Below are 16,389 nucleotides of genomic sequence, written 5' to 3' on the forward strand. Positions count from 1 at the left end.
GGGTTTAGTATGTCGGTTATCGTCAAGGACTAATATTCGCAAAAGCGCGCAAAGGACTACGCATAACTACGCATATTTTTTTTAGTGCATTTATGTATGATGGCGCTCGCGTGTAAAACTGTAGATACGATTTTTTACGTTGATCTGTTAACCTTAAAGCTTATTTTTCACTATTTTCCTTGAGCTGCTTTAATTGGGCATAGCAAAATAAAAACGGTTTTATGTAAACCAACCATATGAGTAAGTTATTTTTATATGCAGTCGAATCAAAAAATATTACCAACGCGAAGAATCTACAATAAGCTTGTTGCTAACGAGATGATGGAAGATTTTGCTTTGCGCTTTACCGCAAGGCGAGCAAGACGATGGTCACTCAGTAGAATTGCTATCACCGCACTTGGTATTGTTTCTTTTCTGGTTTTAGAAGCTATTGGAGGCGCGATCACACTGAACTATGGTTTTACCAACTCTGTATGGGCTATTCTAGCGGTCGTATTGGTTATTTTCTTTACCGGTTTACCGATCAGCTATTACGCCGCTAAATATGGAGTTGATATCGACTTACTCAGTCGAGGTGCGGGGTTTGGTTATATTGGTTCAACCATCGCTTCCTTAATTTATGCGTCCTTTACGTTTATATTTTTTGCTCTCGAAGCCGCCGTAATGGCAATGGCACTAAAAATTTCACTTGGCATTCCCCTCAGTATTGGCTATATCATCAGTGCAGTAGTGGTCATTCCATTAGTCACACATGGCATTGCCTATATCAGTCGTTTTCAAGTATGGACTCAGCCATTATGGGTTGTTCTGCAATGCTTACCTTTGTATTTTGTCTTCAGCCATGAAGATAGCCAACTGCAAGGCTGGTTTAACTTTAACGGGTTAGCGGGAGAGCAAGGCGGATCTTTTGATATTTTACTTTTTGGTGCCGCCTCTGCAGTATTACTTGCCCTAGTTGCGCAAATTGGTGAGCAAGTTGATTTTTTACGTTTTTTGCCTGAAAAACCTAAAAAGAATGCTTGGCGCTGGTGGTGTGCCCTTATTGCCGCGGGGCCTGGCTGGATTATATTTGGTGCCTTAAAATTATTACTTGGTTCATTTTTGGCTTATCTTGCTTTACAACAAGGTATTCCCGCTGATGTGGCTAGTGACCCTGCTCACATGTATCAACTAGCCTTTGGTTATGTTTTTGATAATGTAGACTTAGTTATTCTTTTTTCTTGTTCTTTTGTCATCATTTCACAATTAAAGATTAATGTCGCTAATGCTTATGCAGGCTCCTTAGCTTGGTCTAATTTTTTCTCTCGTGTTACACATAACCACCCTGGTCGTGTTGTATGGATGGTTTTTAATGTTGCTATTGCCTTATTACTGATGGAGTTAGGCATTTACCAAACCATTGAAAGTATGCTGTCAGTGTATTCAGTATTAGTCTTGGCTTGGCTCAATTCTGTGGTAGCAGACTTAGTTATTAATAAACCTTTAGGCATAAGCCCTAAACATATCGAATTTAAACGCTCACATTTATACGACATTAATCCTGTTGGCGTTGGTTCAATGTTAATAGCGTCGGTAGTTGGTTTTACTGCACATTTTGGCTGGTATGGCGAAACAATAAAAGCACTTGCTTCGTTTATTGCTTGTGGCTTACCCTTTATCACAGTGCCATTGATAGGCTGGTTAACTAAAGGTAAGTTCTATTTAATTGATGAGAACAGAGACGAAATAACCAGTATTACCCAATGCCATATTTGTGAAAATAGTTTTGATCAAGAAGACATGACCTTTTGTCCTGCCTACGGCAAAGCCATTTGTTCTTTATGTTGCTCTTTAGATGTACGCTGTGGCGACCAATGCCGCACAGAAGCAACATTATCTAAACAGTCTTATCGTTTATTTAAGCGTTTTTTTAGTGATGCCTTATTAAGTAAACTGTCGACTCCATTAGTACACTTTATTGCCGTCACCATTGCCCTGAGTTGTATTGGCGCAGCTATTATTTTTCTTATTTATGTCCAACTGCCAATGGAAAATAATGAAATTAGAGCTGTTTTTGCCAATACCCTGATTAAAATATTTTTTGTCTTGGTTATTATTATCGGCGTAGTCAGTTGGCTATTTATACTAGCCCGTAGCAGTAATGTTTTAGCGATGCGAGAATTACGCTCGCAAACCAAAGCATTAGCTGATGAATCGAACGCCCATGAAAAAACAGCGTTAGCACTGCAAGACGCCAAAGAAATAGCTGAAGCCGCCAACAATGCTAAAAGTCGTTATCTTGCCGGCTTAAGCCATGAATTAAGAACACCATTAAATGTGTTATTAGGTTATGCCCAATTATTAAGTCAAGATCAGGAGCTTCCTGCAAGGCAGCGCGAAACATTAGCGATTGTAAAGCGTAATGGGGAGCATTTAGCGGATTTAATTGAAGGATTATTAGAGATATCTAAAATTGAAGCGGGTCGAGTCACTCTGCAACGAGATGAATTTAACTTGAAGGCTATTTTGCAACAATTAGTTGATATGTTTCAAATGCAAGCAAACCAAAAAGGCATCAAATTTCATTACATTACCCAAGAGTCTGTACCTGATTATGTTGCAGCAGATAAACAACGTTTTCGCCAAATTCTGATTAATTTAATTTCTAATGCCATTAAGTATACCGCCCAAGGTTCAATAATATTTGAAGTGAGTTATCGTAGCCAAGTAGCCAGTTTTAGTATCACTGACACCGGCGCAGGTATCTCTCAAGAGAACCAAGAGTTGATATTCAAGCCGTTTGAGCAGGTACGAAATTCTCATTCACAAGCCGTTGGCGGTACAGGATTAGGCTTAACCATTTCCCGCTCACTTGCGGAGTTAATGGGCGGGGAAATAACCTTAGCGAGCACTTTAGGTCAAGGCTCAACCTTCACATTTCGCTTAATGCTATCATCAATTAGTCGAAAACAAAGTGAACCTGAATATGCTAAAACCAAGGCTATTGGCTATGATGGCAGCCGACAACATATTTTAGTAGTTGATGACGATGAAAATCAACGACGTTTAATGCACGATTTACTATCTCCTTTAGGCTTTACCTTTTTTAGTGCTGCAGATGCCAATGAAGGTTTTGATATACTGAAAAAAAATCATATTGATTTAATTTTACTTGATGTGCAAATGCCAGTAATGAATGGCTGGGCAATGTTAAAACAGTTACGCGAAAGCAGGTATTTAATGCCAATTATTATGGTATCAGCTAATGCCAGAGACGCCGAGTTCAATTTACAGGCTGAAGGTTACCACAATGATTACATTGCCAAACCAGTAAACCTTGATACTTTATTAGGAAAAATAGGTACCTTTTTAGAGTTAAATTGGCAATACCAAAATATACAGCCAACTGATAAATCGACTGAAAATGTTAAATATGGCACTAAGCCTTTAGCAAAAGAGTCGGAGTATCAAGCATTAATCGCTATGGCCGAAATTGGATATTTATCAGGCTTTAAAGAAAAACTGTTAGAATTAAAAGAACACTATTATTTACCTGCCGTGGTCGACATACAATTAAAAGCGTATATTGAGCTGTGTAATTTCCCTGCAATTATTCAATATTTAAATGAGTTAAAACATGAGTAGTAAAATTAGCGATATTGTTCTGGTAGTTGATGATTCACCTGAATCCTTAGGTATGCTAAATGCTGCCTTAAATACCCAGGGTTATACCGCGTTAGTGGCATTAAACGGCGTTCAGGCATTAGCTATTATTGATAAGGTAGAGCCCGACGTTATTCTATTAGACGCGGTAATGCCCGAAATGGATGGTTTCGAAACGTGTAGAAGGCTAAAAAAATTACTGCCTCATACGCCTATTATTTTTATGACTGGCCTTACAGATATTGAAGATGTTGTTAAAGGGTTTGAAGCTGGCGGTATTGATTATGTGACTAAGCCGATATCTCCCGACGAAGTAATTGCCCGCATAAAAACACATGTACAAACAGCAAAACAAGCATTAAGCGCGCAAAACGCTTTAGATCATGCAGGTAAAAATGTTTTTTGTGTGAGTAAACAAGGTAGATTATCTTGGGCTACTCCCTATGTTCATGAGTTTATTGATCAAATATCAACTATTGATAACAGCCCGTGGGCAACATTAGCCCCTATAATTGAAGCATGGTTATCTAGTGATCATCAAAAAAACTTAGTTATCAAAGATTTTAGTGAAGCGGTAACTATTTTTTATGAACGTCAACAGGAAGATATGCACTTATTAAGCATAGTTAAAACCAAACAAGACAAGTCACCCGTCGATTTACAACAAGCTCTTCCGGTTACTAAGCGTGAGTCTGAAGTATTATATTGGGTTTCTTACGGTAAAACGAGTTGGGAAATATCTCAAATTTTAACAATGAGCCCTAGAACAGTAAACAAACACCTAGAGCAAATTTATAAGAAGTTAGGCGTTGAAAACCGCACATCTGCAGCAGCAATATCTATTCGTATTCTAGAAGCAGAATAAATACTCCAACGACTAACATCTTCACTAAATTGATAACTAAATCGATAGCTAAATCGATAGTTAATGAACTCCGTTATCACTTAACGTTTCATGGTGATGTGTTTTTTTATTTGTACTTTGTGCGTCTTTGGCTAGATCCTCAACATGAATAATTGGTTGATTTCTAACACACATAAGAACTTCATTAAATAACTGACACGTACCTTTAAACAAGTCACCATCACCATTGGTATAAGAACATTGTTCTGTTTTGTGCATATTTTCACAAGCCTGCCAAGGTGCCGTATGAGTATGAGAGTCATGAGCATTTGCAAGCTTGCTGCTACATAGCGTAATAATAAACAGGCTTAGACATAAGTTAATCAATTTGCTCACAGTGCTGTCTCCCCGTTGAAACAACCAATAAATAAGTTTTCTCCAGGGCCTGCAGCGTGATAATGATAACCACGAACATCATCGCTATGTCCGCGACAAGAGTCTAAATCACTCTCTTCTTCATTATTTTCATCTAACATTGTATGGATTGCGTAACCATCAAGTGCATAACCAAAAGCACCACCATGACCGTCAGCTTCAAAGGCAACCGCAGGGCAAGAGCCTTCACCGTGATTTGCACCATGATAATGGTAACCCGCAAATGGATTTACATGACCAACGCAATCGTCAAATGCAGCAATAGTATAAGCCCCTAAAATAGCTTCCGTCGGCGCAGCAGCATCTAAGGTTACGCCATTAAATGCCACACCAATACTATCTCGACCAACTGACGCAGGACTATCTCGTGGCACAGGTGTTGTTGGAATTAAAAAGGTCGACGAAATACCTTCACCATCATCACCGCTGTAATAACTAATTTCACATTGCACGCAAAAGTTATTATATTCTTCAGCAACATCTGGTCTTGCTGCCGCTTCGCATGCAATTTGTGTATCGGTAATGTTAACTTCACCGGTGGCTTCATTGTATAACTGCCAAGTACTATCACCGTAAAAGGTATCTAAATTAGTAATAAACTCGCCAGTAAGATCATATAACACACCATCATCAAACCATTTGCCAGCATCGGCTGCTTCAGTGGAAGTCGTTTCTGGACAAAATGGCCCTAGCACCGTTCTATCTGAAGGAAAGCCACTCACCGTAATAGAGTAACAAGTCGATTCCTCACCGTTTGATAACGTACAAGCAACTTCGGTTACCGATTCAGTTAACGAGGCTTCAAACCTTGTCGTATCAACTAAATAATTACCTGACTCATTATCATCTTCAACAACAACTTCCGTTAATTCTTCAGTTTCATTTTGTGAATCACTACTACCGCAGCCAAAAAGCAATAAACTACTAACGACAGGAACACACAAGGTAACTGCTTTTCTTGTAAAAGATTGGGGGATATAAATTTTACGCATAAGGACGCTCTCATTATTTGTTTAAATAATGATATCTAATGATTGTGCAAAGAATATGCAAAACAAGAAAAATAATAAAATTAACTATTTTTATATTAACGAACTATGCTTTGTATAGCGCCACAATTAGCCTGTAGTAATATTTATGCTCGTAACATTATGCTTTTATCTTACTTATAAAGCATTGACAGCACTGCAATCAAAATTCCCCTATCTGCTCACTATCTATTTAGCCAACCTACATTTGTTTATTGTTATAAGACTAATGTTTATTTTTACTTTATAGTATTAGCGAACAATACTGGCAGCATTTAGAAAGTAATTACTCCTGAACTTTTTAAGGTACTGCTCGCGTTAAGCTGCTACGCGATAAAGTTGCTAGGATAACTGTCATAATCAGCCAGCTTTCCTAATTCGACAGCTGCCATTTTTAAAAGTCATCATGTCACAATAGGAATATTATGTTTAAAAAGAAAATATTACTAACCATAACGGCCTTACTGCTAAGTAATGCCACTTATGCAAAACAATTAACAGTTGAAGAATTACGTATTGAAAATGCAACAATTAAAATGCCCGAGGTAATGAAGACTTTTACCACTAATATTGATGATTTTAAACACGCATGGCAAGCAGCTGATAATTATCAAGATGCCAAGAATATCATAGTATTACATGCTCAACAGCTCTGGTTAGACGCGAAAAGTAAAGTACAATCAGCAGCGACACTCGACGATCGTCCTTTATATTGGGCTCGACTTTTTGCCAGTAAAGTGATTCGCTCAACTTCGCCATCATTTGAGCTTTCTAAGCAGCAAACACAGGCCTTATTAACTTTGTTTGAACAAGGCTCTAGAGGGCAAATGGATCTTGAGTATACGCAAGGCACCCATAAAAAAATATTATTAACCGGGTTCGACCCATTCTTACTTGATAAAAATATTAACCAAAGTAACCCTTCAGGTATTGCTGCTTTAAAACTTGATGGCCAAGTAATAACCTATAAAGGTATTACAGCTGAAATTAACACCGTTATGATCCCCGTTCGCTATAAAGATTTTGATGAAGGGCTAATCGAATCATTGCTTGCGCCCTATTACGCACTAAATAATGTAGATATGATTGTAACCGTGAGTATGGGGCGTAAAGAGTTTGATTTAGAGCGTTTTCCTGGCAAGCGCCGAAGTGTAACGGCACCCGATAATTTAAATATTCTTTCCGGTGGTACTAAAGAAGCCCCCATCATTTCCAAACTTCATAATAAACCATTACCTGGTGAAGAATTTGTGCTTTTTAGCCTTCCTATAAAGCAAATGCAGCTTGCTAAAGGCCCTTATAAAGTCATTGATAATCATAAAGTCACCAGTATTGATGAGTCACTCAAGCCAAAAGATATTGAGCCTCATACCCTGTCACAACTTAATGGTCATATCGCGGTTAACGGCTCAGGTGGTGGTTATTTATCAAATGAAATTTCATATCGCAGTATAAGATTAAGAGATCAGCTCAACTCGAATATCCCAACAGGTCATATACATACGCCTAGAATTCAACAATTTGAACCAGAGATTGAAGCGAAAATAGTGCAGCAAATTCGCACCATGCTCGAGCTATCATTAGAAGCGATTTAACCTTTCTGCATAAAGTTATGATGTAAAAGGCGAATAAATTCGCCCCTACAGTGAGGATTTTCAAATTGTTCATTTGTTATTTGCTGTAGAGACGTTTGTAAGGGCGTTTGTAGGGGCGACTTCAGTCGCCTGTTTACAATAAACGCCAATAACACCGTATTATGTTATACCTCATTAATGGGCGAATAAATTCGCCCCTACAATGATGATATTCAAATTGTTCATATGTTATTTGCTGTAGAGACGTTTGTAAGGGCGTTTGTAGGGGCGACTTCAGTCGCCTGAACACAATACACACCAATAACATCTGCATTCTGTTATATCCCATTATTTGGCGAATAAATTCGCCCCTACGGTGGTAATAATCACCCCTTTTGTAGGGGCGACTTCAGTCGCCTGAACACAATACACACCGATAACGCTGTATTATGTTATACCTCATTAATGGGCGAATAAATTCGCCCCTACGGTGATAATAATCAACCCTTTTGTAGGGGCGACTTCAGTCGCCTGACAATAACAACCAATTTCCCACAACGAAGACCTTAATTATTTGACTATAATAAATACAAATCACATCAAAAGGATTTGTCTTATGTCACGCTCTAATCTTATTAAAGGCAGAACATCTCTGAAACATCATGTCTACCACATCACAACATGCACAGAAAATCGAAAACCATTCTTTCATAACTTTCAATTCGCTCGTTTGTTAATTAATGAAATGAAGTGCCTAACTAAGCAACATGAAGTTAAATCCATTACCTGGGTAATAATGCCTGACCATCTACATTGGTTATTTCAGCTAACGTCAGATAAGAGTTTGTCAAAAATGATTCAAACATTAAAAGGTCGTAGTTCTAGAGCTATTAATGAACACAGCAACAAAATAAAATTTTCATGGCAACGCGGTTTTCATGATCATGCCATTAGAACAGAGGAAAGTTTAATAGCGGTATCACGATATATTGTCGCCAATCCATTACGTGCAGGTTTAGTAGAAAATGTGAGGGATTATCCGTTATGGGATTCAGTATATTTGCATGGCGATGAATAAAACGTTTGTAAGGGCGTTTGTAGGGGCGTTTGTAGGGGCGACTTCAGTCGCCTAAACACAATACACAGCAATAACGCTGTATTATGTTATACCTCATTAATAGGCGAATAAATTCGCCCCTACAATGATAATATTCAACTTGTTCATATGTAATTTGCTGTAAGGGCGTTTGTAGGGTCGACTTCAGTCGCCTGAACACAATACACACCAATAACATCTGCATTCTGTTATATCTCATTATTTGGCGAAGAAATTCGCCCCTACGGTGATAATAATCAATCCTTTTGTAGGGGCGACTTCAGTCGCCTGAACACAATACACACCAATAACGCCGTATTATGTTACCTTTCATTATTAGGCGAATAAATTCGCCCCTACAATGATGATATTAAAATTTTTCATTTGTTATTTGCTGTAAGGGCTTTTGTAAGGGCGTTTATTCTTGGTGCGATATTTGAAGAAGAAAAAACCGACATAAAAGTCGGTTTTTTTATAAGCTTATTATGGGTTTTATATAAAAATATAACGCCTCATACCATAAACCTAAAACGGCATTTTCATCCCTGGTGGTAATTGCATACCGCCAGTTAATGCGCCCATTTTTTCTTTATTTTGTTCTTCTACACGACGCACAGCATCATTTACTGCAGCAGCAAGTAGATCTTCAATAAGATCTTTGTCATCTTCCATTAAGCTATCATCAAGCTCAACTTTACGTACACTATGGCTACCAGTCATAGTCACTTTAACCATACCTGCACCAGACTCACCTACCACTTCCATTCTTGCAAGTTCTTCTTGAGCCTTTTGCATTTTTTCTTGCATTTGTTGGGCTTGCTTCATCAAATTGCCCATACCGCCTTTCATCATTACTATCTCCGATAAGTTATTTTAAAAATGGTTAAAAATATTTGTTACTCGTATTATACCAATATGGTGGCAAAGCAACATTTTAAAAGGTGTTATTAACAAAAAAATCAAATTGGCGTAATACTATCTTCATCCAAGGTCGCTTGAAAGTGTTGCACTAAGCCTTGTACCACTTCATCTTTTTTTAATAAATCTTTTGCATAATCATAACGTTTATCATTTATATGTGATTGAATTTGATAAGGATCTGCGACTGTTTGCTCTACAATATTAATAGTCACTTGTATATCACGTGATAAAAACTGACTGATACTTTGCTGTAGTTGCTGCTGTGCAATATCAGTGTATAAATGTTTTGTCGCTTGATTTAAACATAAAATTAAATTGTTATCTGTCGAATTCTCATCAATAGTCGCATGAATTGCTAACTGCCTTAATCGGGCTGTAAGCTCCATGGAGTCAATCATATGCGCCCATTGATCAACTTGATTCGCTTTGCGAATAGTTGAAGGATCAATACTTTCCGCTTGGTAAGGTTGTGCTGGTTTCGGGAGCGCTACTTTTTCAATATCCGTTTTAATGGCTGTATTAGTTGAATCAGCACTGTCTAAGTCTGTATTATTGTCGGTATCAACTTGACGCGCTATGGCGCCATCAGACTTTTTTCCTTGCTTATCCAATTGCTTTTTGCGGCTTCGTAGCATATTACGAGTCGCTAACACTGAACTTACCGGACTATCAAATACTGCTGTATCAGCTGTTTTTTTTGGCGCAGTTGCTGTGTTCACAGGATCTACGTGCATAGGTTGTTCATTGAGAGTTTGTGCTTGAACCACGGGTTCCTGATATTGGTTTTCTTGTTCATGTACTTGCACAGGAATATGACTCTCTGGTGTTGGCACTATTCCTTCTTCAATACTTTGTGGAACAAAATTTTGCGTGGCTAAACCTTGTGACATATCATCTTGCGGAACATAGCTATTATTTTCAACAACATTAGCTACCGCAACAGGTGGTACTTCAGCTTGCATTGGTTCAGTAATCACTTCATTTGCTTGCTGCGAGAATGGTACTGTCCCAGCTTGCTGAATATCAACGGCCTGCTGCTCTATTTCATGCATTTGTTGCGCTAAAGCTTGTTCATCATTTGATGGTGTTTCCGTAAGCACGTCGTCTAAATCTTTAATATCAGATAAAGGAGCAGTTTGGTTAAGCGAACTCGCTTCTATTGGCTGTAACGACGACTTTTGCATAGGTTTAAACGCAAATAAACGCAATAATGTCATATCAAACGCTGCTTGTTCATCTGATGCATAAGGCAAATCTTTACGGCCATTCACACAAATTTGATAAAAAAGTTGCACATCTTCGGCTGACATTGCCTGGCTAAACTTTTTCAGTAATTGTGCGTGCTCAGCAGGTAAATCAAAATGTTGGTCAACAATTTGTAATATCGCTATTTGATGAAAAAGCTGTATAAGCTCAGCATATAAACGGCTATAGCTAGGCGCATAACTTGCTATTTCTTGGGATAATGCCATTAAACTTACCCCGTCTTGTTTTAATAACGCGATAACAATTTTATACACCCAGTTTTGATCTAAACCACCTAACATTTCTTGAATATTAGGCAAGGTTATATTGCCCTGCCCTTGTGCTATTGCTTGATCAGTTAAACTTAAAGAATCGCGCATGCTGCCACGAGCTGCTTTAGCCAATAAGGTTAAGGTACCACTAGCATGAGTAACATTTTCATAACCTAAGATTTCGGTAAGTTTACCTTCAATTTGTTTAACGGTAAGTGCTTTTAAATGAAACTGTAAACAACGCGATAGCACTGTAACCGGTAATTTTTGCGGATCGGTAGTCGCAAGAATAAACTTGACATGCTCAGGTGGCTCTTCCAACGTTTTTAATAGCGCATTAAAGCTATTACGCGACAGCATATGCACTTCATCAATAAGGTAAACTTTATAACGGCCACGTGTTGGTGCATATTGTACGTTATCTAGAATTTCTCTAGTGTCATCTACTTTGGTTTTCGAGGCAGCATCAATTTCAAGTAAATCAACAAATCTACCTTGATCTATTTCCAAACAGGTATCACATTTTCCACATGGCGTTGCTGTAATACCCGTTTCACAGTTCAAGCTTTTAGCAAAAATTCTGGCAATTGTGGTTTTACCTACACCTCGTGTTCCCGTAAATAAATACGCATGATGTAAACGTTGTTGCAGTAAAGCATTAACAAGTACAGTCACTACATGTTCTTGCCCTACAAGCTCCTCAAAACACTTAGGACGCCATTTTCTTGCTAAAACTTGATAACTCATATAATTTTATTCACCAGCATATTGCACAAGAGATGACGTAGTAAGGCCGATTGCTGCCAATCGTTTTTCACCTCCTAAGTCAGGTAAAGAAATAACAAAACCTGCATCTTTCACTTCAGCACCAATGCGACGTATTAATTTCGTGGTCGCCTCTATAGTGCCACCGGTGGCAAGTAAATCATCAATAATTAATACTTTATCGTCGACACTTAACGCATCACGATGAATTTCTAAGACATCTTCACCATATTCAAGTTGATAAGCTTGAGCAAAGGTTTGTCTTGGAAGCTTGCCAGGTTTACGAACAGGAATAAAACCTACACCTAGTGCTAGCGCTAAAGGCGCACCAAATAAGAACCCTCTAGCCTCAGTGCCAACAACCTTGGTAAATCCTTGGTCTTTATATTTTTCAGTGAGTAGATCTATGGTTAATGCAAAGGCTTCTGCATTTTCTAGTAAACTAGTAACGTCGCGGAATAAAACACCTTCCACAGGGTAATCAGGGATTGCTTTGATAGCAGATTTTAATTGTGCTAATTGTTGTTCAGTCATTACTGTTCTTATACCAAGTAAAAATTTAATAATGATAAAGAATAAAACAATTCAGGCAATATTTATAGTGATGATATTGTTTACACCATTATTTATCACACTATTAAAACGCTATCGCAGCTTCAATCGAGCATTATTACAATGCTATTTGGGTGCGAACGTTCCCCAGTAAACACTTTACCGTTGAGATAAATTTAGTTTCATTTAAAGGTTTAGTAATAACATCATTAAATAAAGTAAACTCAGGTAGGCTTTCCACACTTTGCTTATTTTGTGTGGTCATAAACAAAACAGGTGTTGATGCACAAAAAGGTGTTTGCTTAAGATTTTTAGTTAAGTTAGCCCCATTCATTAATGGCATAAGGTGATCAATAATATAAAGATGAAATGATTCTTTTTGCGCTTTTTCAAAGCCATCTAGACCGTTAACTGCGGTAGTAATAGTGTACCCAACTGATGTTAATAGTTTACTAATATTTTCTCGTACACTTTTGTTGTCATCGACTACTAAAATATTCATAAAAAACTTCACGCCTATATATCAATTAGTCATTATTTCGGACTACGCTACAAAGATATAGCTTCCTTTCACAAAGCGTATTTTACCTTAAATAAAGATAATAACAAAGCCTAGTATTATGACAGTTTTATTCTAGTGTAACTATTCGGTTACAAGATGTTGTTTTATTTATTTTGGGTTATATTAAACGTTATGTTGGTTTAATTAGAGCCATGTTTACTCGGCTCTATAGCCCTCTTACTGGTTTACAAAGAGCAAGCTACTTATCGTGTTTATTTATTTTTATCTAGAAAAAGTGTGATTAACTTAAGACTTGATGATGACATACTATTATCTATGCCCTCCTCTACGTTCTCAAGTTCAACTCCACCTTCCATGTAAGTGAGTACCCGCTTACTTAATTGTTTTCCTAATTCAACACCCCATTGGTCATAAGAATTAACTTGCCATAACATCCCTTGTACAAAAATTTTATGTTCATACAAAGCGAGTATCGCACCAAAACATTTTGGGGTTAATGACTCCATTAACAAAGTACTACTCGGTGTATTTCCTTTCATGGTTTTATGTGGTGCTAAAGCAGTAATTTCTGCTTCATTCATACCATTATTAGCTAACTCAGCTTTTACTTGCTCGATATTTTTACCTTGCATTAATGCTTCGCTTTGTGCAAAACAGTTAGCAACGAGCACTTTATGATGTTCCGCTAACAAACTTGTGCCTTGTAAAGCAACAATAAAGTCTGTCGGGATAATTTCATCACTTTGATGCATCAATTGCATAAACGCATGTTGCCCATTAGTCCCTTCCTGTCCAAAAACTATAGGTGCCGTTTTCCAAGCCAGCTTTTCTCCTTGGTTAGAAACTGACTTACCGTTACTTTCCATATCAGTCTGTTGCAGATATCCAGGTAAGGCTCTTAACGCATGATCATAGGGTAAAACCGCTAAACTCGGATAATCCAAGCCATTACGATTCCATAAACCCAGTAATGCCATTAGTACCGGCATATTTTCACAGAAGTCACTTTCTTGAAAATGCTTATCCATTTGATAAGCTCCTTCTTTAAAGGCATTAAAGTGCTCAATACCAATAGCTAACGCTAAAGGTAAGCCAACCGCAGACCAAACAGAGAATCGTCCACCAACCCAATCCCACATAGGCAGTACATGGCTAGACTCTAAACCAAACGCTTGGGCTTTTTCAACATTACTACTTATTGCAAACCATTGTTTTGCAATTGCACTATCATCACCTAGTTGCGTTAGCATCCAGGTTTTAATCGCTTTCGCATTTAACAAGGTTTCTTGTGTGGTAAAGGTTTTAGAAATAATAACAACTAGCGTTGTCGCAGCATTGAGAGAGTTAAGTTTTTCAGTAACAGCACTGCCATCAACATTAGCGATAACATGCACCTTTAAGCCAGTACAGTGATAAGGCTGCAAAGCACTTAAACCAACTTTAATACCATAATAAGAGCCACCAATACCAATAGCTAATACATCAGTGAACTTTTCTCCACTAGCACTTAAGCGTTGTCCGTTTTGTACTTCATCAACAATCTCAGCCACACGCTGCTCAGTCGCTTCTACCTGCTTAGCTGCTTCACCTAAAACTTGCTTCTTTTCCTGTTCAGGTGCGCGCAATGCGGTATGTAAAACAGCTCGTTGTTCAGTATTATTTATTTTTTCGCCACTGAACATTAATTGCATTTTCTGTCTTAACCCTTGGGCTTCAGCCCAGGAAATCAACTGCTCTAACTCTGCTTTAGTAATGTTTTGTTTAGCATAATCGAGATAAAGATCAGCCGCACTCACTGAAAATTCATCAGCTCGGTTTGGCAAACTAGCTGATGAATCAAGTGCAGCGTCGATAGGTAAGTCGAATAATGAAAAAATCGAACGTTTTTTCGCTCGCTCTGCATTTTGTTGAATAGTTTTATTGAAAAGTTCCATATGACGTCACCGTGCTCCCTGAATTAGCTAACGTTAAAATTAAAGCTAGAGTTGATGTCGAAATATCTAACCAATAACGACATCAATAACTATTTCGCATTTAATAATTTCAGCGCGAACTATAACGACAAGCTTTTCAAGTAATCAGTAAACTCAACACCTAACTCGTTATGTCGTAATGCATATTCAACATTCGCTTTCATATAACCTAGTTTAGAACCACAATCATGTGATTTACCAGTCATATGGAAAGCTTCAACCGTTTCTTTTTCCATTAACATCGCAATGGCATCAGTTAATTGAATCTCATCCCCGGCACCAGGAGGAGTTATTCTTAATAATTCCCATATTTTTTCAGATAACACATAACGGCCAACAACCGCCAAATTAGAGGGCGCATCTTCAACTGCAGGTTTTTCAACAACCGCCGTCATAGGTTGTGATTCACCAGGTGCTAAATCAACGCCACCGCAATCAACCACACCATAACTACTAACTTGCTCCATAGGTACAGGTTCAACCATAATTTGACTATAACCACCAACGTCTTTATAACGGTTAAGCATTGCAGCTAAATTCTCTGTTTTTAAATTAGCAGAAGCATCATCTAAAATAACATCAGGTAACACAACCACAAATGGCTCTTCGCCAATAATAGGACGTGCTTTTAATACCGCGTGCCCAAGCCCTTTTGCTTCCCCTTGGCGAACATGCAAGATAGTGACATCTTTAGGGCAGATCGCTTGAATCTCTTTAAGTAATTGACGTTTAACACGCTTTTCTAATGTTGTTTCAAGCTCAAATGATTTATCAAAATGATTTTCAATGGCATTTTTAGATGAGTGAGTAACCAATACTATTTCTTTAATTCCTGCTGCAACACATTCATCAACAATATATTGAATTAATGGTTTATCAACGATAGGCAACATTTCTTTTGGAATAGCTTTTGTCGCAGGTAACATACGTGTACCTAACCCTGCGACAGGAATTACGGCTTTGGTTATTTTCTTGTTCATTCTAATCCTTCATTTTTATTTAATACAAAAAAAATTATATCCTATGCTACACCTGCCTTATGTAAATAGTAAATACGTAACTTACCTTATTTACAATTATGCTGGTTATTAGTTAAGATTTGAGTAATTAAGTCAAAACTTAGTATCAAGAGAGTATTAAAGTAAGCGTTAATGTAACAATTTATCATGCAAAAAAGCCGAAAAACAGAGCATAGTCCCTAATCACTGACTCTTACCATATCCTTTTAACCGACGAATTAAATTGTAAAATAAAGTTACATCCCTTGTTGCTATCATCTAGGTCAAGTATCATTACCATTCGACATTTATCTAATTTGTTTGTAATCACTTTTTACATTCATGGCTTACTCAATGGTTTTATCCGATAACTTCATATTTATTAACAATTTAATCGCCAAATTACCTCAGAAAAAAATAGCACAAGCTATCTGCCTCTGTTTGTTAATTTATATCGCTTTTATCTTGGCCAAGATCACGTGGCTGGTCATGCCAACGGCGGGACAAAACATTGGTAATAA

The 16,389-nt window shown here is 37.7% G+C and carries 12 protein-coding genes; 4 read left to right on the forward strand and 8 right to left on the reverse strand.

Features of this window, described 5'->3' with window-relative positions:
* Positions 1 to 255 precede the first annotated feature (255 nt).
* The gene (locus tag Q4503_RS17590) at positions 256 to 3,624 is read left to right on the forward strand and encodes an ATP-binding protein (RefSeq protein ID WP_303603057.1); all 3,369 of its coding nucleotides are present in this window, start codon (positions 256 to 258) and stop codon (positions 3,622 to 3,624) included.
* Entirely contained in the window at positions 3,617 to 4,507 is an 891-nt protein-coding gene (locus tag Q4503_RS17595) for a response regulator transcription factor (protein WP_303603058.1), read from the forward strand. Before Q4503_RS17590 ends, Q4503_RS17595 begins: the two co-directional genes overlap by 8 nt.
* A 60-nt stretch (positions 4,508 to 4,567) precedes the next feature.
* On the opposite strand, the gene Q4503_RS17600 is transcribed toward Q4503_RS17595, so the two are convergent.
* Positions 4,568 to 4,882, reverse strand: coding sequence for a hypothetical protein (locus tag Q4503_RS17600; RefSeq protein ID WP_303603059.1), 315 nt, complete (start codon positions 4,880 to 4,882; stop codon positions 4,568 to 4,570).
* Positions 4,879 to 5,913: a YHYH protein gene (locus tag Q4503_RS17605; RefSeq protein ID WP_303603060.1), complete on the reverse strand. Its 1,035-nt coding sequence runs from the start codon at positions 5,911 to 5,913 to the stop codon at positions 4,879 to 4,881. Before Q4503_RS17605 ends, Q4503_RS17600 begins: the two co-directional genes overlap by 4 nt.
* 461 nt (positions 5,914 to 6,374) lie before the next feature.
* Here Q4503_RS17605 and Q4503_RS17610 point away from each other — a divergent pair, with 461 nt between their 5' ends.
* Together Q4503_RS17610 and Q4503_RS17615 are read left to right on the forward strand one after the other, a co-directional pair.
* Complete coding sequence (locus Q4503_RS17610; protein WP_303603061.1) at positions 6,375 to 7,544, forward strand: hypothetical protein; 1,170 nt, start codon at positions 6,375 to 6,377, stop codon at positions 7,542 to 7,544.
* Between the two features lie 595 nt (positions 7,545 to 8,139).
* Positions 8,140 to 8,601, forward strand: coding sequence for a transposase (locus Q4503_RS17615; protein WP_303603062.1), 462 nt, complete (start codon positions 8,140 to 8,142; stop codon positions 8,599 to 8,601).
* A gap of 543 nt (positions 8,602 to 9,144) precedes the next feature.
* On the opposite strand, the gene Q4503_RS17620 is transcribed toward Q4503_RS17615, so the two are convergent.
* From Q4503_RS17620 to galU, 6 genes are all read right to left on the reverse strand, one after another.
* Positions 9,145 to 9,471 (reverse strand): YbaB/EbfC family nucleoid-associated protein, encoded by a 327-nt coding sequence (locus Q4503_RS17620; protein WP_215972545.1) that lies wholly within the window; start codon positions 9,469 to 9,471, stop codon positions 9,145 to 9,147.
* Positions 9,472 to 9,578: 107 nt separating this feature from the next.
* Positions 9,579 to 11,804, reverse strand: coding sequence for a DNA polymerase III subunit gamma/tau (dnaX, locus tag Q4503_RS17625; RefSeq protein WP_303603063.1), 2,226 nt, complete (start codon positions 11,802 to 11,804; stop codon positions 9,579 to 9,581).
* 6 nt (positions 11,805 to 11,810) lie between these two features.
* Positions 11,811 to 12,356 carry an adenine phosphoribosyltransferase gene (apt, locus tag Q4503_RS17630; protein ID WP_215972547.1) on the reverse strand — a complete coding sequence of 182 codons (546 nt, stop codon included), beginning with the start codon at positions 12,354 to 12,356 and terminating at the stop codon, positions 11,811 to 11,813.
* 136 nt (positions 12,357 to 12,492) lie between these two features.
* Positions 12,493 to 12,876 (reverse strand): response regulator, encoded by a 384-nt coding sequence (locus Q4503_RS17635; protein ID WP_215972548.1) that lies wholly within the window; start codon positions 12,874 to 12,876, stop codon positions 12,493 to 12,495.
* A gap of 272 nt (positions 12,877 to 13,148) precedes the next feature.
* Positions 13,149 to 14,831, reverse strand: coding sequence for a glucose-6-phosphate isomerase (pgi, locus tag Q4503_RS17640; protein ID WP_303603064.1), 1,683 nt, complete (start codon positions 14,829 to 14,831; stop codon positions 13,149 to 13,151).
* A gap of 119 nt (positions 14,832 to 14,950) precedes the next feature.
* Positions 14,951 to 15,850: a UTP--glucose-1-phosphate uridylyltransferase GalU gene (gene galU / locus Q4503_RS17645; protein ID WP_215972550.1), complete on the reverse strand. Its 900-nt coding sequence runs from the start codon at positions 15,848 to 15,850 to the stop codon at positions 14,951 to 14,953.
* Between the last annotated feature and the right edge of the window lie 539 nt (positions 15,851 to 16,389).

Origin of the sequence: Colwellia sp. 6_MG-2023 (assembly GCF_030547765.1) — a bacterium.
Taxonomy (GTDB): Bacteria; Pseudomonadota; Gammaproteobacteria; order Enterobacterales; family Alteromonadaceae; genus Colwellia.

Coding starts and splice junctions, on each gene's coding strand:
- Q4503_RS17590 (WP_303603057.1), top strand. CDS start 256: ATGCAGTCGAATCAAAAAATATTACCAACGCGAAGAATCTACAATAAG.
- Q4503_RS17595 (WP_303603058.1), top strand. CDS start 3,617: ATGAGTAGTAAAATTAGCGATATTGTTCTGGTAGTTGATGATTCACCT.
- Q4503_RS17605 (WP_303603060.1), bottom strand. CDS start 5,913: ATGCGTAAAATTTATATCCCCCAATCTTTTACAAGAAAAGCAGTTACC.
- Q4503_RS17610 (WP_303603061.1), top strand. CDS start 6,375: ATGTTTAAAAAGAAAATATTACTAACCATAACGGCCTTACTGCTAAGT.
- Q4503_RS17615 (WP_303603062.1), top strand. CDS start 8,140: ATGTCACGCTCTAATCTTATTAAAGGCAGAACATCTCTGAAACATCAT.
- Q4503_RS17620 (WP_215972545.1), bottom strand. CDS start 9,471: ATGATGAAAGGCGGTATGGGCAATTTGATGAAGCAAGCCCAACAAATG.
- dnaX (WP_303603063.1), bottom strand. CDS start 11,804: ATGAGTTATCAAGTTTTAGCAAGAAAATGGCGTCCTAAGTGTTTTGAG.
- apt (WP_215972547.1), bottom strand. CDS start 12,356: ATGACTGAACAACAATTAGCACAATTAAAATCTGCTATCAAAGCAATC.
- Q4503_RS17635 (WP_215972548.1), bottom strand. CDS start 12,876: ATGAATATTTTAGTAGTCGATGACAACAAAAGTGTACGAGAAAATATT.
- pgi (WP_303603064.1), bottom strand. CDS start 14,831: ATGGAACTTTTCAATAAAACTATTCAACAAAATGCAGAGCGAGCGAAA.
- galU (WP_215972550.1), bottom strand. CDS start 15,850: ATGAACAAGAAAATAACCAAAGCCGTAATTCCTGTCGCAGGGTTAGGT.